The organism is Rhizobium sp. YAF28 (genome assembly GCF_052113285.1).
Lineage (GTDB): Bacteria > Pseudomonadota > Alphaproteobacteria > Rhizobiales > Rhizobiaceae > Rhizobium.
Map to the genome: position 1 here is coordinate 62,817 of NZ_JBFRCX010000009.1, position 25,031 is coordinate 87,847.

Consider the following 25,031-nt stretch of genomic DNA (forward strand, 5'->3'; position numbering starts at 1 on the left):
TCATTTGGCCGCCAACAAATATCCCTCGCTCAAATCATCGAGCGCCGTGCCGTTGATCGTCACAGAGCAGCGATCCGCGCCCACCTTCGAAACGGAAACCTGATATTTCCCGCTCGGCAGATCGAGTTCGGCGGAGAAGCCGCTCCATCCGGCCGGCAGGACCGGCTTGACATGCAGGCGGCCATTTTCCGAGCGGATGCCGAGGATGCCCTCGACTGCCACACGGTAGAGCCAGCCAGCCGAACCGGTGTACCAGCTCCAGCCGCCGCGGCCCTTGAGCGCACCCTCACCATAGACGTCGCCGGCGATCACATAGGGCTCGATGCGATAGACGTCCGCAGACGATTTATCGAGCGAATGATTGATCGGATTCAGCATCTCGAAGGCCCGCCAGGCGTCTTCGGCACGACCCATGCGGGCGAGAGCCAGGACTGCCCAGGTGGCAGCATGGGTATACTGACCGCCGTTTTCGCGAACGCCAGGCGGATAGGCCTTGATCACACCAGGATCGTTGACCGGCCTGACGAAGGGCGGCGTCAAGAGACGGATGAACTTGCCCTCTTCATCGACGAGCTTGCCAAGGACCGCCTTCATCGCCATGTCGCTGCGTTCCGGATTGCCCTCGCCCGACAGTACGCTCCAGGATTGGGCGATCGAGTCGATCTTGTCCTCTTCGGACTGGCTGGAGCCGAGTGGCGCACCGTTATCATAGTAGCCACGGCGATAATATTCTCCGTCCCAGCCGGCCGTTTCGATCGCTTCCTTGAGCTTGCCAAGATGCGTCGTCCAGTGGCTGACACGTTTAGTATCGCCGCGCGCCTCGGCATAGGCGATGAAGCGGCGTAGCGCGCCGGCCAGGAACCAGCCGAGCCAGACGCTCTCGCCGCGGCCGGCCATACCGACCCGATCCATCTTGTCGCACCAGTCACCGCTCATCATCAGCGGCAGGCCGTTGACCCCGGTGCGCTTAATCGCAAGATCGAGGCCTAGGGCGGCATGCTCGTAGAGCGATGCGGTCGTGTCCGAGATTCGCGGCTGCAGGAAGGCGTCGTACTGACCAGGGCTGAGCTGCGCGCCTTCGACGAAGGGGAGCATCTCGTCCATGATCGCGGCATCACCGGTCGCCGTGCAATATTGATCTACCGCATAGGCGAGCCAGACCGGATCGTCGGAGATGTTCGTGCGAACGCCAGCGCCGCTGTCTGCCAGCCACCAGTGCTGGAAGTCGCCTTCCGGGAACTGGCGCCGGCCGGTATCGAGGATCTGCTTGCGGGCGATTTCCGGTGAGTGGAGCAAGAAGGCCAGCGAATCCTGCAGCTGATCGCGCAGGTTCCACGCGCCGCTGGACTGGTAGAAGGCGGTGCGGGCCATGATACGGCAGCCATAGGTCTGATAGGGCAGCCAGCTGTTGACCATGAAGTCGAGGCGCTGATCCGGCGTAGAAACACGCGTCTTGCCGGTAAAGTTCTTCCAGAAGTCGCGGGTCTGACCAAGAACAGCTTCGAAGCTGACCGAGCGGATCTCAGCAATCAGAGCAGCGGCGTCTTCCTGCGAGGCAGCATCGCCCATATAGAAGCAGATGTCGCGTACCTCGCCAGGCGCGATCGTCAGATCGAAGGCCATGGCGGCTGCCGGATCGCCATCGAGGTCCAAAGCGTTGGAGAGACGCGAGCCCGCTGAGACGGTGCGCGGCTGCTGGATCGTTCCGTGTCGGCCAATGAATTCGCGACGGCTTGTGGAAACGCTCGACGGTGTTTCGCTTGCCGCAAATGCCGCGACACGCGTCCCGAAGCTCACGCTGAACGGATTGCTCGCGAAGACGGCCCCACTCGTGCTGTCATAGCTGGAGATGATGAAGGGTTTGCTCTTCGTCGGGTTGTTGCCGAGGATCCATTCGGCATAGCCATAAAGACGCAGCTTGCGTGTCTCGCCCGCATCGTTGCGGATGCGCAGCTGTGTCAGCTTGACCGACTTTTCCATATGCAGGGTCTGTGTGACCTCCAGGGCGATATCGTCCTGAACCGTTGAGAAGACCGAGTAGCCGAGGCCATGACGGGCTTCGAAGCGCGTGTCGGAGCGCTGCGCCAGAGACGCATAGGGAACGATGACCGAGCCGCGATCGAGGTCCTTCAGGTAGAAGGCTTCACCCGGCCGGTTGGTGACCATGTCATTGGTCCAGGGCGTCAGCTGATGGTCGCGAGAGTTCTGGCTCCAGGTAAAGGCAGCACCTTCGGCCGAAACATGGAAGCCGAAACTATCATTGGCCATGATGTTGACCCACGGCTGCGGCGTCTGCTCGCCGCCCGACAGGCGCACGACATATTCGCTGCCATCGGCCGCAAAGCCGCCATAGCCGTTCCAGAAGGCGAGATCGCCGCCATCGGCCTGTACCGGCTCAGCAGTACCGCGGACCATCCTCGGCACCAGGGTGGAATCGCCCCACTGACCGAGCAGCGCGGGTGATCCGGCAACGGAACGAGCCTTCTGCAGCTGGTCAATGAGACTGCCGTCGCGGCCACGCAGAACAACGCGCGAGGCAGCGATGATGGCGCCATATGCTTCCGGTGTCGTCAGGTCCTTGCGCAGCACATAGATGTTGCGCTGGATGCCGGCAATTTCGCTTGCATGGCGCGCCGCGTCGCAGAGCTGGTCGATCGTGCGCTGCATTTCCGCAGCCGCCTCGCCGGCACGCTCGTTGAGAATCACGAGATCGACCTCGACGCCGCGCGATTGCAGGAGACCCTGAGCCCGCAGCAGTTCCTTGACGAGATCGGTGCCGAGTTCGTCGGTGATGCGCAGCGTCATCAGCGGCGCATCGCCTGATAGCGTTGCACCCCAGAGAACGGACTGCGACTTAAGACCCTCGCGAACCGCCTTGCTGTCGGCGCGCAGCGCCATGTCGGGATAGATGATGTAGCGCGCGAACCGTTGATAGGCGGCGGCCTCCTTCGAGTTGACGCCGATCTGGCGCAGCTGGCTCTGCGTCCTCGTCCAGGCCTGAACGAGGCCCTGGGCAAAGCTTTCCGGCTGGCGATAGTGCTCCAGCGCCGTTTCGAGTTCGGCGCGTTCGGCGGCCGCAATGGTCCAGAAAGTCACGCTGACCTTTTCGCCGGCCGGCACGCGAAGCGTACGGCGCAGCGACACACAGGCATCCATGGTGAAGCCGTCCGTGCCCGACAGCTTGGCATCCGGATCGAACGCAGCGGCTTCGGTCAGGGTACGGCCCCGGCCGAGGAAGCGCATACGGTCAGTCTCATATTGCGTCGGGGCATTTTCGCCTGACGTATCGACGATAAGCTGCGCGATGGTGACATCGGGATCGGTCAGGCCGCGTTTCTGGCGTTCGACGACGATCGCGTCGCCGGCAGCGGCAATCTCGGTCTTCAGGAACATGCGGGCAAAGACCGGATGGCCGGTATCGACGACATCGAGTGTCGCGACCGGTTCCATATAGGAGGTCACTTCGATGACGCGATCTTCAGTGCCGGTATTGGTGATCGTCAGACGGCGGCCTTCCGCATCGTGATCGCTCGCGACGAAGACTTCCATCTCGCTCGTCAGCTCACCGACGGTCTTGACGAATTCGGCCTTGTCGTCGCTGAAGCTGACGCGCACGTGTTCGTTGGCGATCGAGCGCGGCTCGGCCGTCGCAGACCACCATTCGTTGGATTCTGTATCCCGCAGGAAGATGAAGGAACCCCAACGGTCCTCGGTCGGATCGGCCCGCCACCGGTTGACGGAAAGGTTCTTCCAGCGGCTGTAGCCGGAACCCGTCGCTGTCAGCATGGTCGAATAGCGACCGTTGGACAGCAGCAGCAATTCGCGTTCGCGCGATGCCGGGTCTTCCAGGCGACGCACTTCCGGACGCATGAGGTCGCCCTGGATGGTAGCAGGCGCATCGGTTTCATGCTTGGCCGCCATGACAGGGATGTCGCGCGGTGCCTTTTCCTGCAGCAGCAGCTCGGCTGCCTCGATGACAGGATCAGCATGGAAAAGCTCACGCAGCATTCCATCGAAGGCGACGTTGGCGACGGCTGCAATCGACATACCGTGATGGTGCGCATAGTAGTTATAGACCACGGCGCACTGCTTGCCCTCAGGCACGCGGTTCGGCGTGAAGTCGACGGCATCATGGAAGCCATACATGCCAAGCGCGCCGACAGCCCTCAGCCTATTGAGGTTTTCGAGTGCGGCGATCGGGTGATACTGGCTCGCCAGCAGCGAAGCGTAAGGCGCGATGACGGCGTTCTGGCCGAGACCACGCTTCAGGCCGAGCGTCGGCACCCCAAAATTGCTGTACTGGTAGTTCATCTGGTGGTCGCGGGCATTGAAGGCCGCTTCCGAAATGCCCCACGGTGTGCCGAGCTTGCGGGCATAGTTCATCTGTTCGAGAACGATCAGGTTGTTGGTCTGGTTGAGAATACCTCCGCTGCGCTCCTGCATGACGAGCGGCGGCATCAGATATTCGAACATCGAACCGGACCAGGAGACCAGCGCTCCCCGCGGGCCGACCGGGACGACGTGACGACCAAGCTTGTACCAATGCTCTGTCGGAAGGTCGCCCTTGGCGATGGAAAACAGGCTGGTCAGGCGTGCTTCCGAGGCAAGCAGGTCGTAGCAGGCCGCATCGACTTCCTCCGTCTCCACCCGGAAGCCGATCGACAGCAACCGGCGCTCGGGCCGATAGAGGAAACTGAAATCCATGTCGAAAGCGATTTCGCGGGCGCGATTGCCGACGTGGATCAGCCGTTCGCTGATGGCATCCACCTGCGAAGGATCGAAAGCCTTGTCGGTGAGATGAAGCTCGCAGGTTGCCACGAGCTTTTCCGCCCATTGGACGATCTCGTCGCTTTGCGCCGTCTTGACCTCTCGGTCGAGGCTGCCGGCAAGTTCGCGGATTTCGCGGGCCTGTCCGGCAAATCGCTCGATCAGGCCTGAGGAGAATTCCTTCTCCCGCTTGCCGGTGGCAACCGCCGTTTCGAGATCGGCGATCCGGCCATCGAGCCGATCGTGAAGGGATAGGACAGACTTGTCTTCTTCCCGAAGCTCGTTCAGCACCTCGCGAAGAATGGCCGCGACATCGCCAATGCCATCGAGATCGGTGTGAATGTGGGCAAGCGGAGCCTGCGCCCAGATCCGGCAGGCTGACGATACCGCAATCAGATGGCCGGCAAAATTACCGCTGTCGACCGATGACACATATCGGCGACCGAGCGGCTTCAGCGTATCGGTATGATACCAGTTGAAGAGATGGCCGCGATATTTCTCGAGCCTGTCGACGGTTTCGATCGTCTGTTCGATGCGCTTGACCGCATCCTCGAAGGAAATCCAACCGAAGCGGCGCGCCGAAATCACCGACAGAAGGTAGACGCCGATATTGGTCGGCGAGGTACGCATGGCGACGACGGCATGCGGCGTCTGCTGGACATTGTCCGGCGGCAGGTAATGCTGGCCGGGGACCACGAAGTGGTCGAAATAGCGCCACGTACGCCTTGCGATCTTGCGCAATTCGTTGCGGACATTGTCGGGCACATCGAGCCGGTCTTCGGTTTCCGCCGTCTGGCTCACCGTCCAGGCGATAGCAGGCGAGAGGACCCACAAAATAACGAAGGGAAGGCCGACCATCCAGGCGCTGTCGCCGGAGGAAATGACGAAAAGCAATGCCAGGACGGCGAGCACCGGAGCCCGCCACATGACTTTGTAATGGCCGAGGATGGTCGTCTGAGCCATGGCCTGGGCGCTTGCGGCGGTGCGCCACTGCAGCATCAGCTTGCGGCTGACGAACAGGCGGTAGAGCGAGCGGATAATGGCGTCGGCCATGACGCAGGCGGTGTCGGCGATGAAGACGATGCGCATCGCCACCTGGGCGTTGGCATTCTCAATATCTTTCCAGACAGTATGCAGATGGGCCTGCAGGATGATGTCGCTGGTGCGCGGGATGATGCCGTTGATCAGCGACAGGGTCGGTGCGACGAACAGGCTGAAGATCAAGAGGATCTGCCAGATGAGCGCGCCGAGCGGGTCCATCCAGTACCAGCCGAGCACGGATGCCAGGAACCAGGCGATCGGCGTCAGCGAGCGACGCAGGTTGTCGAACATCTTCCAGCAGCCGAGCGCAGTGACACCACGGCGATCGTCGAAGATGTAAGGCAGAAGCTGCCAGTCGCCTCGCGCCCAGCGATGCTGGCGCGAGACTTCCACTTCGTAGCGGATCGGAAAGTCCTCGACCAGTTCACAGTCCGTCACCAGTGCGCAACGCGCCATCGAGCCTTCAAGCAGGTCGTGGCTGAGAACCGAGTTTTCCTTGATCCGTCCCTTCAGCGACGCTTCGAAGGCATCGACGTGATAGAGACCTTTGCCGGTGAAGGTGCCTTCGCCGGTGATGTCCTGATAGACGTCGGAGACGGCAAAGACATAAGGATCGAGGCCGCGGTTGACCGAGAAGACGCGCTGGAAGGTCGATGCATCCTTGCCTGTCGTCAGCGACGGCGTCACACGGGGCTGAAGCACGCCGTAGCCATCGACCACCCGCTGTTTCCTGGCGTCGAAGACCGGGCGATTGATCGGATGATGCAGCTTGCCGACAAGCTTGGTCACGGTGTCTCGGACGACGCGTGTGTCGCTGTCGAGCGTCATGACATATTTCACGTCCTGCGGCACGACATCGGCGCCTGGCAGGAAACTCGTGTTCGGCTCGCCGCGCAGCAGCATGTTGAGCTCATGCAGCTTGCCGCGCTTGCGCTCCCAGCCCATCCAGGCGCCTTCGGCCGGATTATACTGGCGGCGGCGATGCAGCAGATAGAAGCGCTGCTTGCCGTCCTCGGCGTAACGTGCCTCCAGATTGGCGATCTTGCTCAATGCATAGTCGAGCACTTCGATATCGCGGGCACTCTGTTCTTCCTGCGCGTCCGGCCAGTCGCTCAACAGCGCGTAGTAGATTTCACCGCGCGCATTGGCGAGATAATGGACCTCAAGATTGCGAACGAGTTCATCGACATGTTCGCGCTTGCCGATCAGGCAAGGGATGGTGACGAGCGTGCGGGCTTCCGCAGGCAGGCCCTTTTTGAATTCATAGCCGACAAGACGGTCGGGCGTGATGAAGAAGGTGGCGAAGAAGTTGAAGAGACCAGTCGCTCCCTCGGATGCGGGAAGCGCGAACATCAGCAACAACACGATCGTCGCAAAAAGCGGCATGCCGGCATCGACAAAAATCGCGTCGGTGATGACCAGCGCCAGCAGCGTCAGCAAGAGAACCGGCACGGCGATCGCCAGCCAGTTCAGCTCGCGGATTACGCGCATGAACCGCAGGCCAAGCGTCGGCCGGAAGCCGATCTCAGACTCCAGCGCCGGACGCCCGTTGCCGACGAAATAATAGCCGACATTGCCAGCGGAGGAAGATGGATCCTGGCTTCCTGCCTTTGCGCGGTCAGCCAGGCGCACGGCCGCCTCGGCGATATCCATTTCCGTCTTGTCGGAGCGCTTGGCAAGCTTTTCGATCTGGCGGCGGTAGCTGTTGCGGGAGCCGGAATCGAGCTCGGCATAATCCGTCTGCTGCCAGAGCAGCTTGTCGATCGTGCTGACCTCTTCGACCCATTCGGACCAGTCGGTGTCGTTTATCTCGCGCAGGCTCTTGATGATGCTGCCCATCAGCGTATTGGCCGCGCCAAGACGCACCTGCTCGGCCGACATCACCGTTTCGGCATCGGTCCCCTTTGCCGCGAGCTTGGCCTCCAGCCAGCTCAGCGCAGCTTCGGTCGGTTCCAGCGCGTTACGCAGGCGATAATGCAGCTGGGTGACGAAGGTCGTGTCATCGAGATTGGCAACCAGCGTCTCCAGGAAACCGGCGGACCCGGCATCACCGAGCGCAATCGCCTGGGTGGCCGCTGCATTGGCGCTGGTGCGCATTTCGCGGCTCTTGTCGACATGCGTCGCAACATGGCGAAGATTGTCGATCAGCACGTAGCGCACGAGCGAGGGCAGCGCCCATAATTCGCCGATGCGCAGCGTCTCCCTGTCCTGGAAGCCTTCCGTGACCGCGGCCATACCAGCATTGCTGATATTGCTATGGGCATGCGCCATGTAGAGCCAGGCAAGCGCCAGCGTGCGCGGCACTTCCGTTCCATCAAGCTTGATCTTGCGCAGTTCGCGATAGAATTTCTTCGGAAAGTCACGACGGACTTCCTGGATGGCTTCCTCGACGATGTAGTGGTTGTCGAGCAGCCATTCGGTCGCCGGCGTGATGCTCTCGCCCGCATCGACATCGGCTGCAGCAGCGCGATAGACCCTAAGGATCTCGGCTTCGTTCTCGCGGTGCCGCTGGAAGAAATCGAAATTCTTGAAATTCGCCACGTCAAGCGCGCGGTTTTCCGCAAACTGCGCGGCCTTTTCCCTCAGCTGATCATTCGACAGGAGAGCTGCGCGGATGCCGAAATCGGGATCAGCGGCGGTTGCATGAACATTCGCGCCCGAAGCGCCCGTAATATTTTGAGAGGACATAGTGTTTTCTCTTCTACTGGGTTCGTGTCCGGCCGATGCATTCTTGCAGAACTGGATGCGAGAAGGGGCACGAGCGTTTCGAATTGGGCATCTTCATTGCTTTTGAGCGGGAGTTTACATTCAAACGTGGATTGTTCGAAATGGCGGATAGTGGTCAATAGCGGCCGCAAAATGAACGGACGATTAATCGAACGGTTGGCCGGGTAAAATGAACCCCTATCGCCATGCCGCCGCATCCATCGTCGCCTCTGAAAATGCAATCGACCAGGCGGAGCCGCGGTGGCTTCGCCTGGTCGAATATCTGTTCGTGCTGTGGATTTAGGCTGTCAGCCGGACGCTTTTAGGCCGCCAGCAATTCATCGGCCGGGCCGAAGAATTCATAATGGATGCGATCACTCGAAACGCCAAGCGTCCGCAGATCACTGACCATCGACCGCAAGAAGGGCTTTGGACCGCAAATATAGAAGTTTGCCGTATCGATCGGCGTATTTGCTTCCAGCCATCCTCTGGTGATGAAACCATCCTCGTCGTGAGTAAAACCCGCAACATCCCTGGCGGGGGGCTCGCTGTAGAAGGTGCTGACCGATACCCGACCGTGCCGCTGGGCAAGCGAGCGGACATGCTTGTCCATCGCGTGCGTCGAGCTGTTCATCGCTCCGTGAACGAAATGGGCTTCGACATCAGGATAGTCGCCGGCGATCGCCTCCAGCATACTGACCATCGGCGTGAGGCCCACGCCGCCTGACAAACAGAACCATTTCGCTGGTTGGCTCCTTTTTGGGCGTTTTGACGCAGGTGCCATGAAGCTCACACGGTACACCGACCATGCGATCCGCGTGATGATTTACCTCGGATCACACGAGGGAGAGATCTCGTCCATCAAGGAGGTCGCTGACGCCTGTGAAATCTCCCAGAACCATCTGATGAAGGTGGTTCAGGATCTGGCGAAAGCCGGTTTCGTGGAATTGATCAGGGGTAGAAACGGCGGAATCCGGCTCGGCCGTCCGGCCGCCTCCATCAATCTTGGTCGCCTGCTCAGACATACTGAGGGCCTTGACGATATTCTCGGATGCTCTTCCTGTTCCATCAGAGCCGGCTGCGGCATGCCGCCCATCCTGCGAGAGGCGACGGCCGCTTTTGTCGGCGTCTTCGATCGGTATAGCGTCGCCGACATCATAGAACGGAAAGACGTGCTGAGAACTCTCTTTGCCGCAGCATAGGCTGTAGACTGCCGAAAGGCTGTCAGCTTTCAGGTGCTTCCGCGCATCTCGACATGCGGCTCGATCAACAGATGACGAGCCTCTTCGCGGCCATCAATCCTACCGAGCAGCGTCTCCGCCGCTGTTCTGCCGAGTGCCGCGGCGTTCTGGTCCACGCTGGTCAGGCCGACGAGGGGAATGGCCGCCATCGGCGAATTGTCGTAGCCGATGATGGCGAGGTCCTCCGGAACCCGGATGCCGTTCATGCGCGCGGCATTGATGAGGGGCACGGCATCGAGATCGGACCAGACGAAGACCGCACGGGGGCGATCCTCTAAGGCCAGGAAATCATTGATTGCCGCCCGACGGTCAGCGCCTACCGACGGCAGGCGGATGATGCGGCCTTCGAGCCCCGCCGCCTTCGCGCCATCCAGGTACCCTTTCTCGCGCTGCAGGGCGACGATGGTCGGCGGCGAGTCGCCAAGATCGTAGCCGAGCATTGCGATGTCCCGATAGCCGCACTGCAAGGCGGCTTCGACTGCCAGATAAGCGCCCCTGTGGTCATCGGAATTGACGGTGTCGTAGGTCTGGGCATGCGGCTCGTGATGGGCGATGACCGCGATCGGAATTTGCCGCGCATAGAGCTCAAGGATTTTGCCCGAGATTCGCGGAGCGATGATCAACACGCCATCCATACGGTTATCGATCATCGATTCGATCATCGAAGCCTCGATCGGACTTGTCGAGCGGCCGATCCCGATCAACGCCTTGAAGCCGCTTTCCGCCAGCGTGGCGTTGGCCTCCTCGATGACGCCCGCCAGGAACGGGTTCGACAGTTCGATCACCAAGACGCCGACCGTCTGCGTGCGGCCACGCATGGCGCGGGCTGCGACAGAAGGTCGGTAATTCAGCTTTTCAATCGAGATCTCGACCTTCGTACGCAGGACTTCGCTGACGCCGTAAGCGTTGCGAAGGACCTTGGATACCGCAGCGACGGAGACGCCGGCATCCAGCGCCACATCGCGGATCGTAACCCTGTCCCTCGTCGCGTTAACGGTTTGATTTTTCATTCCAAATTGCCTCACTCTCAAGTGTTGGGAAATTATAGGCACAAAACCTCTTGCGCGGCAATTGATAATGTAGAATGATATACATAGAACGATACACACTGAGCGACCGCTTGAGGAGATTGGCGGTTGAGGGAGGCTCCAAATGAAGACTGTTTCGGCCCACGGCAGCGCCGGAGAAGACGGCCTTGCCGGTTCTGCTTTCCAGTTTACAGCGTCGATGATCGGCCCGTCCTGCGATAGTGGCCAGGCAACATCAGGCACCTTCGTCTCACGCGAATTCGCGCTCGACACCGTTCCAGCGGAAGCAACCCTGCGCATCTCGGCCCTCGGTCTCTACCGCGCTTTCGTCAATGGCGAGCGCATCGGCGCTGATCTTCTGACGCCCGGTTGGACCTGCTACGATGACCGGATCGCCTATCAGACCTATGATGTCGCGAAGTTCCTGCAACCCGGCGCCAATCGCATCGAGATCTGGCTCGGCGACGGCTGGTATCGCAGCCAGCTGATGTGGGCTTCCAATCCAATTATCAATTGCTGGGGCGACCGGACGGCGGCGATCGCAGAATTGCGTACCGGCGGTGAAACGCTTCTGAAGACGGATGACAGCTGGAAGAGCGGCTTTACCCCCGTTGTCCGCAACGGGATCTATTATGGCGAGGATTATGACGCCCGTATCCGACCGCAGGACAGTCACGGCGTCGACGTTCTCTCCTTCGACAAGGCTTTGCTCGTTCCTCACGAGGCCGGCGCAGTCAAGGAACTGGCCGAGCTCTCTCCCATCGACCGCTGGACGGAGGCCGATGGTCGGATTGTCTATGATTTCGGACAGAATGCTGGCGCCTATATTCGCCTGCGCCTCAAGGGTGCAGCCGGTGGGCAGGTACGCGTCGAGCACTCCGAGGTGCTCGGCCCTGACCGCTTCTTCGACAATCGCAATTACCGCAGCGCGCGTGCCGAACTGATCTATACGCTCTCAGGTGAAGCCGAAGAGGAATACGCGCCTCTCTTCACCTTCATGGGCTTCCGCTATGCGCGCATCACCCTGACAGGCCAGGTTGAACTGATCGCGATCACTATGGTGCCGATTACCTCGGTGCCAACAAGTGCCGGCGGCTTCACGTCAGGTGTTGCGGCCGTCAACCGGCTCGTCGACAATACCATTTGGTCGCAGCGTTCCAATTTCATTGAAGTGCCGACGGATTGCCCGCAGCGCGATGAACGCCTCGGCTGGACCGGCGACGCCCAGGTCTTTGCCGGAACGGCCTGCTGGCTTGCCGACAGCCAGTCCTTCCTCAGGAAGTATCTTCGCGATGTGGTCCACGACCAGCGTGCCGACGGCGCAGTCCCACATTTTTCACCTGATCCGACGCGGCTTCACCCGATCGACGGGCGCGGCGATTGGGCGGGTTCAACCGGCTGGGGCGATGCGATCACCATCATTCCGTGGCAGCTTTACCTGCATTACGGTGACAGCGCCGTATTGGAAGAATGCTTCCCTGCAATGCTTCGCTGGCTCGATTACCTCTGGGGCATCTCGGGCGGACCGATTATCCGTCCGCCGGCAGTCTGGGGGGCGCATGGCTTCACTTTTGGCGACTGGTTGCAGCCGGTCGGAGACAACCGGAAGCCGCGCCCGACCGTGGCAGACGATTGCGCAGCGACCCTTTATCATTTCATTTCCACCCAGCTGACGGCAAAGATCGCGCGCATTCTGGGTGAGACTGTCGAAGCAGCAAGGCTCGACAGGCGCGCTGATGAAATCAAGGTCGCGTTCAAGCACGAATTCTTTTCGCCCTCCGGCCGCATTGCCCATAACGACCAGACGTCCTGGTCTTTGGCGTTTCTCTATGGCCTCGTGCCGCCGGAATATGAACCTGCTGCTCGTGACTATTTCCGCCGGGTGGCGGAAGAAACAGACGGCGTTATCGGCACAGGCTTCATCGGCACCCCTGCCCTGCTGCCGGCGCTGACCCGGCTCGGCATGCTGGACCTTGCCGAGAAGATGTTCCTGAACCGGAAGGTTCCGGGATGGCTGTATCAGGTCGAGCGCGGCGCGACATCGATCTGGGAGCGATGGGATGCGCTCGCCGAGGACGGCACGATCTATGATCCCGATATGAACAGCTACAACCACTATGCCTATGGCGCGGTATGCCAGTGGCTCTTCGAAGATGTCGCCGGCATCAAGCCGCTGGAAGACAAGCCCGGCTTCGAGGAAGTTGCCTTCGATCCTGCCATCCTGCCTGCTCTCTCGCCGGTTTCGGCCTGGCATGACACGCGCTTTGGCCGTATCGAAGCTGGATGGGCCCTGGAGGGGGAGACCGTCACGTGCCGCCTGGCGCTGCCGCAGGGCGTGACTGCGCGTCTGCAAGGCAGGGGCGACCGCAAGTCGCTGCGGGCAGATGGCACCCTGATCGAGCAAGGTGAGGAGACCAGGCTCAGCGCAGGAGAACATACGATTACGTTTTCTATCTGATGCGGTTGCTCGCGGGTTTTCGATCCGCGGGCAAGCAGCCCAACGCATTCCGGTCTTCAAGAGGAGGAAATGACTATGCGAATGACGAAGTGCAGCATCCTTGCAGCCAGTATCATGGTTCTTGCCGCTGGAGTGGCCCATGCGGATGTGACCCTCAGCGTCCTGATCGACACCAATCCGGAGACGATTGCCTCGTTCGATGCCGTTTCCAAAGCCTATATGGAAAAGCATCCCGACGTCACATTTGATGTCGAGCAGCGTGCCGGAGGCTCGGAGGGCGATAACATCATCAAGACTCGGCTCGCCGCCGGCGAAATGGCCGATATCTTCCTGTATAACGGCGGCTCCCTCTTCCAGGCTTTGAAGCCGCAGGAAACGATCGCAGATCTTTCCGATCTTCCGTCGGAAGCCGGAATTCTCGACAGCTTCAAGAAGGTCGTCACCAGCCCGGACGGCCATGTCCGCGGCCTTCCTTTTGGTCCCGCCATGGGCGGCGGCATCTTCTACAACAGAAAGATCTACGCCGATCTCGGGCTGACCCCGCCGAAGACATGGGCGGAGTTCATGAGCAACAACGAGAAGATCAAGGCGGCCGGCAAGGTTGCCGTGGCGCAGACCTATGGCACGACCTGGACTTCGCAGCTCTTCGTGCTTGCCGACTTCTATAACGTCCAGGCCGAGGTTCCGAATTTCGCGGCCGACTATACCGCCAACAAGATCAAATATGCCAATACGCCTGCTGCGCTTCGCGGCTTCGAACATCTTGAGGAGGTCGCGAAAGGCGGTTTCCTCAACGCGGACTTCGGCGCGGCGACCTTTGACGACGGCATGCGCATGGTCGCCACAGGCGAAGCCGCGCACTATCCGAACCTCACCTTCGGTATCGGCAACATCCAGCAGAATTTCCCTGACAACCTGAAGGATCTGGGCTTCTTCGCCCAGCCCGGGACGGACGCTGCCAAGAACGGCCTCACCGTCTGGATGCCTTCCGCGCTCTATGCTTCCGCAAAGTCCGAAAACCTCGAAGAGGCCAAGAAATTTCTTGATTTCGTCGGCTCCAAGGAAGCGTGCGACCTGATGGCCAAGGCCGTTCCGTCGGGTCCCTACCTCGTCAAGGGATGTGAACTTCCCAAGGACATTCCGCCGGTCGTTTCCGACATGCTGCCCTATTTCGATACTGAGGGACGCAACGGTCCGGCGCTCGAATTCCTCTCGCCTGTCAAGGGACCGGCGCTTGAGCAGATCACGGTCGAGGTCGGAACCGGCATACGCTCCGCCAAGGATGCGGCCGCTCTCTACGACCAGGATGTCGAGAAGCAGGCCAAGCAGCTCGGCCTGCCGAACTGGTAACCTTCCAGCCGATCCCTCACTCACCTCTTTGAGCCTGGGTGGGGGACGCTTCACGGTGTCCGTATGATAAAACGCAAGTCACCCTATCCCTACTGGTTCGTCCTGCCGGCGGCGGTGATATTCACCGTCCTCTTTCTGGCTCCGACGGTCGCCTCCTTCTGGTTCAGCCTCACGCGCTGGGACCTGTTCACCACGCAGTTCATCGGCCTGGAAAACTACCGGCAATTCTTCCGCGAACCCTTTCTGATCCAGGGCCTGGTCAACACCGTCATCTATGCGGTGCTGACCTCAGGCACGAAAACCGTTCTCGGTCTCCTGCTCGCGGTGCTGTTGACCTCCGGCCTCTGGGGACAAGGCCTGCTGCGTACCGTGATCTTCTTTCCGGTTCTGGTATCGACGATCGGCGTCGGCATCACTTTCTCGGTGCTCATGCATCCGACACGCGGGCTGATCAATGTGGCGCTCGCCGCCATTGGCATCCACGGTCCCGGCTGGCTGACCGATCCGGCTCTTGCGCTCTACTCCATCGTCTTCGTCGACCTCTGGAAGGGCATCGGGCTTGCGACCGTGATCTATATTGCCGGGCTCGCATCGATCAGCGCCGATTACTATGAGGCCGCCCGCATCGATGGCGCGACCCGCACCCAGATGTTCTTCCGCGTGACCGTCCCGCTGGTCAGGCCCGCGACGGTGACGGTCGTGACGCTCTCGCTGATCGGTGGCCTCAGAAGCTTCGACTTGATCTGGGCAATGACACGCGGCGGCCCCGGTTTTTCCTCGGATGTGCTCGCAAGCGTCATCTACAAGCAGTACCAGGCGGGCTTCTACGGCCTTTCGACGGCGGGGAATGTCATCCTTTTCCTGCTCATCGGCCTCATTGTCCTGCCGCTGACGGCCTGGTTCAACCGCAAGGAGGTGGATCTATGAGCCGCCGCCAGCTCTATACCGGGATTGCGGCATTGGCCGCTTGCGGCGTGATCTTCGTGCTGCCTTTCATCTTCATCTTCATTACGGCCGCCAAGACGAAACAGGATGCGGCAACGCTGAGATTCAGTTGGCCGGTCGAGTGGCAGCTCTGGCAAAATTTCATGGAGGTCGTGCAGACCCGCAACTATATGCTGCTGCTTGCCTACTTCAACTCGACCGTCATCACGATGGCCGCCGTCACCCTGCTGGTGCTGTTCGGCGCCATGGTCGGCTATGTGCTGCAGCGCCGCCCCTCACGCTGGAACACGGTCATTTATGGCTGCGTGCTCGCTGGCTTGATGATCCCGCCGGCCATTGTTCCGACCATCTGGGTGCTGCAACTACTCGGCCTCTTCAAGACCTTGTCCGGCATGGTGCTGATCCAGGTTGCCTATGGTCTCGGCTTCACGGTTCTCCTGTTTCGCAGCTTCATCGCAACGATCCCGCGGGATCTCGACGAAGCTGCTATCATCGACGGGGCCAAGCCATTCCAGATCTTCTTTCGCGTCATCCTGCCGCTCTTAAAGCCGGTCACGGTTACTGTTATCGTCGTCCAGTCGATCGCCATCTTCAACGATTTCACCAACCCGCTCTACTACCTGCCGGGCCGGGAAAACGTCACGGTGCAGCTGACGCTCTATAATTTTCAGGGCCAGTTCCAGACCCAGTTCAACCTGCTGTTCATGAACATCCTTCTGGTGACTATTCCGCCCCTGATCGTCTTCATCTTCTTCAACCGGCAGATCGTTGCAGGCATGACCGCCGGTGCAGTCAAGGGATAAGCCATGACATCAGTTGTTCTCGAAAGTGTCCGCAAGAGCTTCGGCAGCCTGGAGGTCATGAAGGGCGTCGATCTCACCGTAGAGCCCGGCGAATTCTGCGTCTTCGTAGGCCCGTCTGGCTGCGGGAAATCGACCCTGCTGCGCATCATCTCCGGACTGGAGACGCAGACTTCGGGCAAGGTGTTCATCGACAGCAAGGACATGACCTATGCCGAACCATCCGAGCGCGGGATCGCCATGGTGTTTCAGTCCTATGCGCTCTATCCGCATCTGACCGTTGCAGAAAACATCGGCTTCGGCCTGTCGCTCGCCAGGCGACCCAAGGCGGAAATCGCCGAAAGGGTGAAGCAGACCGCCGATATCCTGCAGCTGTCGCACCTGCTCGATCGCAAGCCGAAGGCACTGTCGGGCGGGCAGCGGCAGCGCGTCGCGATCGGTCGAGCGATTATCCGCAATCCAAAAGTCTTCCTGTTCGATGAGCCGCTGTCTAATCTCGATGCGTCGCTGCGCTCGCAGATGCGCATCGAACTGACCGAGCTTCATGCCAAGCTCGGTGCCACCATGATCTACGTCACCCATGATCAGGTCGAGGCGATGACGATGGCCGACAAGATCGTTGTTCTGAATGGCGGACAAATCGAGCAGGTCGGCACGCCGATGACGCTCTACAACAATCCGGCCAGCCCCTTCGTTGCCGGCTTCATCGGCTCGCCGAAGATGAACTTGTTCGAGGGAGAGATCGCCGCACGGGAGGGATGCCGGACCTACGGTATCCGGCCCGAACATATCACGCTCTCGCCGACGGAAGGCAAATGGCAAGGCGAGGTGCGCCATATCGAGCGGCTCGGCGCCGATACGGTCGTCTACCTCGATGTGCCGGAATTGCAGACACTTGTCGTGCGTACGGACGGCGACCGGCCGGTGACAACCGGTGAAACGCAGTTTGCCTCACCGCTCGCCGGGAAAGAGCACAGGTTCTCCTGATCTCTATCGTACGATACGGAAATCGCTCGGTATCTCATCGAGATTTGCCGGCTCCGCTTTCACCTCTGCCACGGAGGAGCCGGCGGGACCGCTCCAGAAACGCTCGAGCATGGAGCCGATAGCGCCTTGAGAACCGACGATCAAAGCGCTGACCGAGCCGTCGGCCTCGTTCCTCACCCAGCCCGTCAAGCCGAGCTGAAGGGCCTGGCCGCGGGTCCAGGCGCGATAGCCGACGCCCTGTACCCCGCCGGTGATGCGCACGCGAAAGGCATCCTGGGTCGCAGTCATCTGAAGTCCTCTCTGGCAACGAGATGATGATGTAGCGGCTGGCGCTCATTGCAAGGGTCAGGTTTCCACCGGCGGAAGACGCACCCGTTCAATACGTCTTCTTGGGGGGCAGTTCCTGACTATCGGCAGTCAAGCTAGCTTCCGTGCCGCGCCCGAGCGCCTCTGGGCCGACCCTATCCACACTCACGATCGGGAACAGTTTTCGAAGGCAAACTCAGGGCGTCTCAACCAGCGGCGGAGATAGCACCGATCATCGAACGCATGTCCCGCCGAAAATCAGATGGAGACATGCCGGCAATGTTTCGGAAGGACTTGTTGAAGGCGCTGATCGAACCGAAACCGCTATCCATCGCGATCTGCAGAACGTTCGCCCCCTCGCCCATCAGTTGCGCCTGGGCATGCGAAAGACGCAGCAGATTGATGTATTTGCTGATCGTCATGCCTGTCGTCTTCTTGAACAGGTTCATCGCATATTTCGGATGAAGATCGACCGTGCGAGCAATTTCGACCGTATCGATGTCCTGCAGGAAATTGCTCGCTATGAAATCGCACATACGCGCGACGCTGCGGGAAAGATGCGAATTGGGCTGCTCAAGCTCGTCTGTGCTGGTGCCCGGAACCATCAGATATGATTCCAGGGCAATCCGCTCGATGCGCAGAAGCAATTCATCGACGGCGTGCTGCGTCTTTCTGACATCATTGGATCTCGCATAGTCATACCAGCGCGGGAAATTTGCCTCATCCGCCGCATCGGTCGCCGATGTCAGCAGGATTTCCCCCTTCATCAGACGGGTGCCTATGGTCGGAGGCAGGCGCATCCTGAAGAAATAGACGAGCGGCAGATGCGCGCCCGCATAAAGGGAATCATCTGAGGACTCATCCATCTGATGCGGCTGCCCGCCCCAGAAAAGGCACATCTGGCCGGCTTTGAGCGTGATGTCATGGTCGCTCATGCGATAATGAACGCTGCCACGCATGATGTAATTGACCTCGACCTGGGCATGCCAATGCGGCATCGCCATAACAGGCGGATGGGCATAGAACATCTGCAGCGCCATCGGCATGCCTTCAATCGTGCTGGCACCAGGCTGGTAAACAGGTTTGCCAACGACCTTACTTTCCGCCAATTCCATATTCCCTTTTTATGAGACAGCCGTTCCCAGCGCGCTAGATTAGCCACGTTCGCTCAGCGACGGCAAGGCAATTGAAAAGGGAGGATTTTCATGCGCTCTAAACTCATCACTGCAACGACAGCGCTTGTGCTGCTTGCATCCGGATCTGCTTATGCGCAGTCCGCTACACTTACCATCTGGAGCTGGAATGTCGCAGCTTCCGCTCTCAAATCGACGGTCGAAGGCTTCAACAAGCAGTTTCCCGACATCAAGGTCGATGTCCAGGATCTCGGCAACCAGCAGGTCTTCGACAAGACGCTTGCCGCCTGCGCGGCCGGCGGCGACGGCCTTCCCGATATCGTCACGATAGAGAATTTCGAGGCGGAAATCTTCTGGAGCCGCTTCCCGGATTGCTTCGCCAATCTGAAGGACCTCGGCTACAACGCCGACATGCAGGCGAAATTCCCCGAGTTCAAGCGCACTGAGCTTGAAATCGGTGATGTCGCCTACGCGATGCCCTGGGATTCCGGTCCGGTCACCGTCTTCTATCGTCGCGACTATTACGAAAAGGCCGGTGTCGATCCGAAGTCGATCGCAACCTGGGACGATTTCATTGCCGCCGGCAAGAAGGTCTCGGCAGCCAATCCCGGCGTCGTCATGGGCCAAGGCGATTTCAACGGCGACAGCGAATGGTTCCGCATGCTCGCCAATGAACAGGGTTGCGGCTATTTCTCGACCGATGGCCAGTCGATCACTATCAACCAGCCCGCTTGCGTGCAGACGCTGGAAAAAGTCAAGGCGATGAAGGATGCCGGCACGCTCACGGCAGCGAACTGGGATGAGAAGATCTCCTCCAACACCGCCGGCAAAGTGGCAAGCCAGGTCTTCGGCGGCTGGTACGAAGGCACGATCCGTTCGGGCTCTCCCGATCTGTCAGGCAAGTGGGGCGTTTACGCCATGCCGGGCATGACCGCAGACAGCCCGCATGCGGCCAATCTCGGCGGCTCCTCGCTTGCCATCAATGCCAACTCGCAGAACAAGGAAGCAGCCTTCAAATATCTGACCTATGCGCTCACCACCAATGAGGGCCAGGTCACGATGCTGAAGGCGTTCGGTCTCGTGCCGTCGCTGCTGTCGGCTGTTCAGGATCCCTTCGTCAACGAGCCGCAGCCCTATTGGGGCGGCCAGACGATTTGGGCTGACATCCTGGCTACCCTGCCGAAGATCGTGCCGAGCCGCGGTACGGCCTTCCAGACGGATGCAGATGCCATCTACAAGACGACGCAGACGAAATATTTCGCCGGTGGTTATCCCGATGCGAAGGCGGCTCTCGACGATGCCGCCAAACAGATCGCATCGGCGACCGGTCTTCCGATCGCACAATGAATGGCAAGCCGGGCGCCGAAGCGCCCGGCTTCGCCTGCCGCGGGAGGCGGCTGGCACATTCGTTTCGGTAAGGAGGATTCATGCCGATCAGAAATCGCAGCGCCTATGCGTTCCTTGCGCCCTATCTTCTGGTCTTTGCCGCCTTCTGGGTCTGGCCGATCATCAATTCGTTTCTGATCTCGTTCCAGAACACGCGCATCAATCCGTGGAAATTCAGCCTTCAGGCCAATTGGGGGCGCCTCTTCGCCGACCCGGCCTTCTACAACGCCGTCTATAACACGCTCATCATCCTGGTCATCCAGGTGCCTGTCATGATCGCCCTTGCGACCATCATGGCCGTGCTGCTCAATTCGCCGCTTCTGAAAGCGCGCGTCCTGTTCCGTTTCGCCTTTTTCGCGCCAGTCGTAGTTGGCGAGGTCGCCTATGCGGCTGTCTTCCGGCTGATGTTCAATCTCGATTTCGGCATCATCAACAAGCTGATCGGCGCAGCAGGCCTCGCCCCCGTTTCCTGGTTCGACAATGCCAATGCCGCCATGGTCGTCATTATCATTGCCGTCACCTGGCGATGGGCGGGCTACAATGCCATCATCATCCTGGCCGGCCTGCAATCGATCCCGGAAGATGTCTACGAGGCGGCTACGCTCGACCGCGTCAGCAAGCTGCAACAGTTCTTCCACATCACCCTGCCGCTCCTGAAACCGATCATTCTTTTCTGCGTGGTTCTGTCCGTCATCGGTACGATGCAGCTCTTCGCCGAACCTTTCCTCATTACCAACAGAGGCGGACCTGGCGGTGGCACCGAGACACTTGGCCTGCTGCTCTATCGCCAAGGCTTTACATCGCTGAACTTCGGTTATGCCTCGGCGATCGCCTATACGATGGCAGCGCTCGCAGTCGCGATCTCGTTGCTCAACCTTTGGGTCGGGAGGGAGCCGAAATGAGATCCAAGTCGCAATCGCTTCTCATCCGCCAGATCGCCCTGCACGCCTTCCTGCTGCCGCTCGCGATTATCTGGCTCTTTCCGCTCTGGATGATGTTCGTTTTCTCGACCATGCCCGATTACGGCATCTTCAGCCCGCAGATCGTGCTCTGGCCCTCGACCAATTTCGTTGCGAATTTCCAAAACCTGCAGGCAGACACGAACTTCGTCGGCGCCATGGTGATCTCCATCGTCGTCGCCACCGTCTATACTGCCCTGTCGGTGATGCTGACCTCCATGGCCGGCTGGGCGCTCGCGCGTTACCGTTTCGTTGGCCGTTCGCTGGTCATCGCCATCATCCTCGGCACGATCACTCTGCCCTATTTCGTGGTCGTCATTCCGCAATTCATCATGGTGGCGCGCGACTTCAAGCTCGCCAATACTTGGATCGCCCTCATCGTGCCGCCTCTCTTCAATTCGCTAGGCGTGCTCTTCATGCGGCAGTCTTTCTCGATGATGCCGAATGACCTCTTCGATGCAGCCCGCGTCGAAGGCGTCAAGGAATGGCAGATCTTCCTGCGCATCGCGCTGCCGCTTGCCCGGCCGACCATGGCGGCACTGGCAATCATTCTCTTCCTCGCCTCCTGGAACAATTATCTCTGGCCGCTGCTGATCAATTCGAAGCCCGGCATGATGACGGCTCCGGTGGCGCTCGGCGTGCTGATCGGCCTCACCAAGGTTTCCTGGGGTGGCATCATGGCGGGTGCGGTGCTTTTGACGGCACCGATCCTCGTCGTCTTCGTGGCTCTGCAGCGTCACTTCATCGCCGGCATTGCGGCCGGCGCAATCAAATAATCGAGGGGCCTATGGCAGAGCTTTCACTCAATAATATCGTCAAGCGCTACGGCGCGCTTGAAATCATTCATGGCGCCGATCTGGATGTGAAGGACGGCGAGTTCGTCGTCTTCGTCGGCCCCTCCGGCTGCGGCAAGTCCACGCTGCTGCGCATGATCGCCGGCCTTGAGGATATCACCGGCGGCGAGCTGAAGATCGGCGGCCGCATCGTCAACGATGTCGAGCCGGCCGACCGCGGCATCGCCATGGTCTTCCAATCCTATGCGCTCTATCCGCATCTGACCGTCGAGGAGAACCTGAGCTTCGGCCTGCGCATGAATGGCAACCCGAAGGCAGACACCGAACGGCGCGTGCGCCATGTCGCCGAGATCCTGCAGATCACGGAATTGATGAAGCGCCGGCCGAAGCAACTTTCCGGCGGCCAGCGCCAGCGCGTCGCAATCGGCCGCGCCATCGTGCGCGAACCGCAGGTCTTCCTGTTCGACGAACCGCTGTCGAACCTCGATGCGGAACTGCGCGTGCAGATGCGCGTCGAGATCTCCAGGCTGCACAAGCAGCTTGGCACGACGATGATCTATGTGACACATGACCAGACAGAGGCGATGACGCTCGCCGACAAGATTGTCGTTCTGCGCGCCGGGAATATCGAACAGATCGGCGCGCCGCTCGACCTCTATGACGATCCGGCTAACCAGTTCGTCGCCGGCTTCGTCGGTTCGCCGAAGATGAACTTCCTCAAGGCCGAGGTGACCGAGATACAGGCCGGCAAAGCGACAGTCGTGCTCGCGGACGACAGAACGGTGCGCCTCGCGGTACCATTGCATGACCTCATCACATCGGGCACGCCCGTCACGCTCGGCATTCGGCCAGAGCATTTCGGCGAGATGGGTCAGGGCGAAGCGGATCTGACGGTTGCCGTCGATGTCGCCGAGCACCTCGGCAACACCAGCTACATCTACGCAAACTTTGGCGGTGAGCAGCTCATCATCGAACAGCCAGAATCCCGCAGCCTCGGCAAGACTGAGCGGCTGACCGTGTCGCTGTCCGCCGCCCGCACCTTCCTGTTCGATGCAGCCGGCAAGCGGCTCCGATAACGCAATCCCAAGACAGAAAGACGAAAGAGGATAGTCATGACTTCAGATAATCCGATCCGCTGGGGCATTATCGGCCCCGGCACCATCGCCCGCACTTTTGCCGATGGCGTCGCGCATTCGCGCACCGGCAAACTCGTGGCGATCGCCACCCGCAACCCCGACAAGCCAGGCCTTGCCGATGGTTTTCCGGGTGCGCGCATCGTCAATGGCTATGAGGCGCTGTTGGCCGACAAGGAGGTCGACGCGATCTATATCGCCACGCCCCATACCGGGCATGCCGAATGGGCCATCAAGGCAATCCGCGCCGGCAAACATGTGCTCGTCGAAAAGCCGATCGCTCTCTCGGCCTATGATGCCGAGGCGATCTATTACGAGGCGAAGAAGGCTCGCGTTTTTGCCGGCGAAGCCTTCATGTATCGTGTGCATCCGCAGACCGAGAAGCTGGTCGAGCTCGTCAAGAGTGGCACGATTGGCGAAATCCGCATCATCCGCTCCAGCTTCGGCTTCAGCATGGGCACCTACAAGCCGGAACACCGCCTTTTTGCCAATGAAACGGCGGGCGGCGGCATTCTCGATGTTGGCGGCTATCCCGTTTCCATGGCTCGGTTGATTGCCGGTGCAGCAGCCGGCAAGCCGTTCCTGGATCCGGAGAAGGTTTCAGGTGTCGCCCATCTCGGCCAATCCGGCGTCGACGAATGGGCGTCGGCCGTGCTCAAATTCCCGAACGACATAATCGCTGAAGTTTCGTGCTCGATCATGGCGCAGCAGGATAACGTACTGCGCATCATCGGGTCTGCAGGCCGCATCGAAGTCAAGGATTTCTGGTTTGCCTCCGGCCACAAGGGCGGCGTCGGCAAAATCGAGATCTTCAGGAACGGCGAGCAGGAGACGATCGAAGTCAAGGAAGACCGCTGGCTCTACTCGTTCGAAGCGGACGCTGCCGGTGACGCGATCCGCGCTGGCGAACAGGAATTCCGCTCGCCGGGCATGAGCTGGGCAGATTCCATCAACAACCTCAAGGTGCTCGACCAGTGGCGCGCCTCGGTTGGTCTCGAATATGGCGTCGAGAAAGCAGCCAAGCGCACCCTGAACATTGCCGGCGGCGTTGTCCGGCGCGGCAACTCGATTCCGCAGCGCCAAATCCCCGGCATTTCCAAGCCGGCCTCGGTCGTCACCCTCGGCTTCGAATTCTTCCCAAATTTCGCTGCCGCCTCGCTGACGCTCGACACCTTCTATGAAGCTGGCGGCAATGTCTTCGATACAGCCTTCGTCTATGGCGGTGGCAAGACGGAGAGCATTTTCGGCGATTGGCACACAAGCCGGCAGGTTCCGCGCGAGGAGATCGTGGTGATCGGCAAGGGCGCCCACTCGCCGCTCTGCTATCCTGATGTCATCAGCAGGCAACTCGATCAGTCTCTCAACCGCCTGAAGACCGACTATGTCGATATCTACTTCATGCATCGCGACAATACCGACGTGCCGGTCGGCGAATTCGTCGATGCCATGGATGCCGAGGTCAAGCGCGGCCGCATCCGTGGCATCTTCGGCGGCTCGAACTGGACGCGTGCGCGTTTCGACGAGGCGATCGCCTATGCTAAGAAGAACGGGAAGCAAGCACCTGCCGCCCTTTCCAACAACTTCTCGCTCGCCGAAATGCTCGATCCGATCTGGGCCGGCTGCGTTGCTGCCTCGGACGATGAGTGGAAAAAGTGGCTGAACGAAAAGCAGATCCCGAACTTCGCCTGGTCGAGCCAGGGCCGCGGCTTCTTCACCGACCGGGCCGGCCGCGACAAGCGCGATGACGACGAGATTGTTCGCTGCTGGTATTCGGATCGCAACTTCGTGCGCCGTGACCGGGCAATCGCGCTTGCCAAAGAGCTTGGCCGGCATCCGATCCATATCGCGCTTGCCTATGTTATCGCGCAGCCGTTCCCCGTTATCCCGCTGATCGGACCGCGCACGATCGCCGAGCTGGAAGACAGCCTTTCGGCACTGAACATCACGCTGACGCCCGAACAGGTGAAGTGGCTGGAGGGCTGATTGCCTCGCCCAGA

General features: G+C 60.1%; 16 protein-coding genes. 11 read left to right on the forward strand and 5 right to left on the reverse strand.

Annotated elements, in window-relative coordinates; all coding sequences use genetic code 11:
• Together AB4Z13_RS20845 and AB4Z13_RS20850 are read right to left on the reverse strand one after the other, a co-directional pair.
• A complete protein-coding gene (locus AB4Z13_RS20845; RefSeq protein ID WP_442206693.1) occupies nt 1-8,496 on the reverse strand; it encodes a GH36-type glycosyl hydrolase domain-containing protein in 8,496 nt (2,831 codons plus the stop codon).
• A 340-nt stretch (nt 8,497-8,836) separates the two neighbouring features.
• Nucleotides 8,837-9,298, reverse strand: coding sequence for a hypothetical protein (locus AB4Z13_RS20850; RefSeq protein ID WP_442206843.1), 462 nt, complete (start codon nt 9,296-9,298; stop codon nt 8,837-8,839).
• Between AB4Z13_RS20850 and AB4Z13_RS20855 the strand changes: the two genes are divergently transcribed.
• Nucleotides 9,297-9,716 (forward strand): RrF2 family transcriptional regulator, encoded by a 420-nt coding sequence (locus tag AB4Z13_RS20855; RefSeq protein WP_442206694.1) that lies wholly within the window; start codon nt 9,297-9,299, stop codon nt 9,714-9,716. The genes AB4Z13_RS20850 and AB4Z13_RS20855 overlap by 2 nt on opposite strands.
• A 29-nt stretch (nt 9,717-9,745) precedes the next feature.
• Here the strand turns inward: AB4Z13_RS20855 and AB4Z13_RS20860 are convergent, their stop codons facing one another.
• Nucleotides 9,746-10,765 (reverse strand): LacI family DNA-binding transcriptional regulator, encoded by a 1,020-nt coding sequence (locus tag AB4Z13_RS20860; protein WP_113320029.1) that lies wholly within the window; start codon nt 10,763-10,765, stop codon nt 9,746-9,748.
• A 142-nt stretch (nt 10,766-10,907) separates the two neighbouring features.
• On the opposite strand from AB4Z13_RS20860, the gene AB4Z13_RS20865 reads away from it, so the two are divergent.
• The 5 genes from AB4Z13_RS20865 to AB4Z13_RS20885 all read left to right on the forward strand — a co-directional run bounded on the left by AB4Z13_RS20865 (nt 10,908) and on the right by AB4Z13_RS20885 (nt 17,323).
• Complete coding sequence (locus AB4Z13_RS20865) at nt 10,908-13,241, forward strand: family 78 glycoside hydrolase catalytic domain (protein ID WP_442206695.1); 2,334 nt, start codon at nt 10,908-10,910, stop codon at nt 13,239-13,241.
• Between the two features lie 75 nt (nt 13,242-13,316).
• Nucleotides 13,317-14,591 carry an ABC transporter substrate-binding protein gene (locus AB4Z13_RS20870; protein WP_442206844.1) on the forward strand — a complete coding sequence of 425 codons (1,275 nt, stop codon included), beginning with the start codon at nt 13,317-13,319 and terminating at the stop codon, nt 14,589-14,591.
• Nucleotides 14,592-14,654: 63 nt separating this feature from the next.
• Complete coding sequence (locus AB4Z13_RS20875) at nt 14,655-15,518, forward strand: carbohydrate ABC transporter permease (RefSeq protein ID WP_442206696.1); 864 nt, start codon at nt 14,655-14,657, stop codon at nt 15,516-15,518.
• A complete protein-coding gene (locus AB4Z13_RS20880) occupies nt 15,515-16,339 on the forward strand; it encodes a carbohydrate ABC transporter permease (RefSeq protein WP_442206697.1) in 825 nt (274 codons plus the stop codon). The genes AB4Z13_RS20875 and AB4Z13_RS20880 overlap by 4 nt, the downstream gene beginning before the upstream one ends.
• A gap of 3 nt (nt 16,340-16,342) precedes the next feature.
• Nucleotides 16,343-17,323, forward strand: a complete 981-nt coding sequence (locus tag AB4Z13_RS20885) for an ABC transporter ATP-binding protein (protein WP_442206698.1) — start codon at nt 16,343-16,345, stop codon at nt 17,321-17,323.
• A 3-nt stretch (nt 17,324-17,326) separates the two neighbouring features.
• Here AB4Z13_RS20885 and AB4Z13_RS20890 read toward each other — a convergent pair whose 3' ends face one another.
• Entirely contained in the window at nt 17,327-17,611 is a 285-nt protein-coding gene (locus tag AB4Z13_RS20890; protein WP_442206699.1) for an acylphosphatase, read from the reverse strand.
• 224 nt (nt 17,612-17,835) lie between these two features.
• Nucleotides 17,836-18,744, reverse strand: coding sequence for a helix-turn-helix domain-containing protein (locus tag AB4Z13_RS20895; RefSeq protein WP_439018868.1), 909 nt, complete (start codon nt 18,742-18,744; stop codon nt 17,836-17,838).
• Nucleotides 18,745-18,834: 90 nt separating this feature from the next.
• On the opposite strand from AB4Z13_RS20895, the gene AB4Z13_RS20900 reads away from it, so the two are divergent.
• The 5 genes from AB4Z13_RS20900 to AB4Z13_RS20920 all read left to right on the forward strand — a co-directional run bounded on the left by AB4Z13_RS20900 (nt 18,835) and on the right by AB4Z13_RS20920 (nt 25,017).
• On the forward strand, nt 18,835-20,109 hold the full coding sequence (locus tag AB4Z13_RS20900; protein ID WP_442206700.1) for an ABC transporter substrate-binding protein: 1,275 nt from the start codon (nt 18,835-18,837) through the stop codon (nt 20,107-20,109).
• Between the two features lie 80 nt (nt 20,110-20,189).
• Entirely contained in the window at nt 20,190-21,050 is an 861-nt protein-coding gene (locus tag AB4Z13_RS20905) for a carbohydrate ABC transporter permease (protein ID WP_113320038.1), read from the forward strand.
• Nucleotides 21,047-21,883: a carbohydrate ABC transporter permease gene (locus AB4Z13_RS20910; RefSeq protein ID WP_113320039.1), complete on the forward strand. Its 837-nt coding sequence runs from the start codon at nt 21,047-21,049 to the stop codon at nt 21,881-21,883. The genes AB4Z13_RS20905 and AB4Z13_RS20910 overlap by 4 nt, the downstream gene beginning before the upstream one ends.
• 11 nt (nt 21,884-21,894) lie before the next feature.
• The gene (locus AB4Z13_RS20915; RefSeq protein WP_113320040.1) at nt 21,895-22,977 is read left to right on the forward strand and encodes a sn-glycerol-3-phosphate ABC transporter ATP-binding protein UgpC; all 1,083 of its coding nucleotides are present in this window, start codon (nt 21,895-21,897) and stop codon (nt 22,975-22,977) included.
• Between the two features lie 36 nt (nt 22,978-23,013).
• Nucleotides 23,014-25,017, forward strand: a complete 2,004-nt coding sequence (locus AB4Z13_RS20920; RefSeq protein ID WP_113320041.1) for an aldo/keto reductase — start codon at nt 23,014-23,016, stop codon at nt 25,015-25,017.
• The last annotated feature ends 14 nt before the right edge of the window (nt 25,018-25,031 follow it).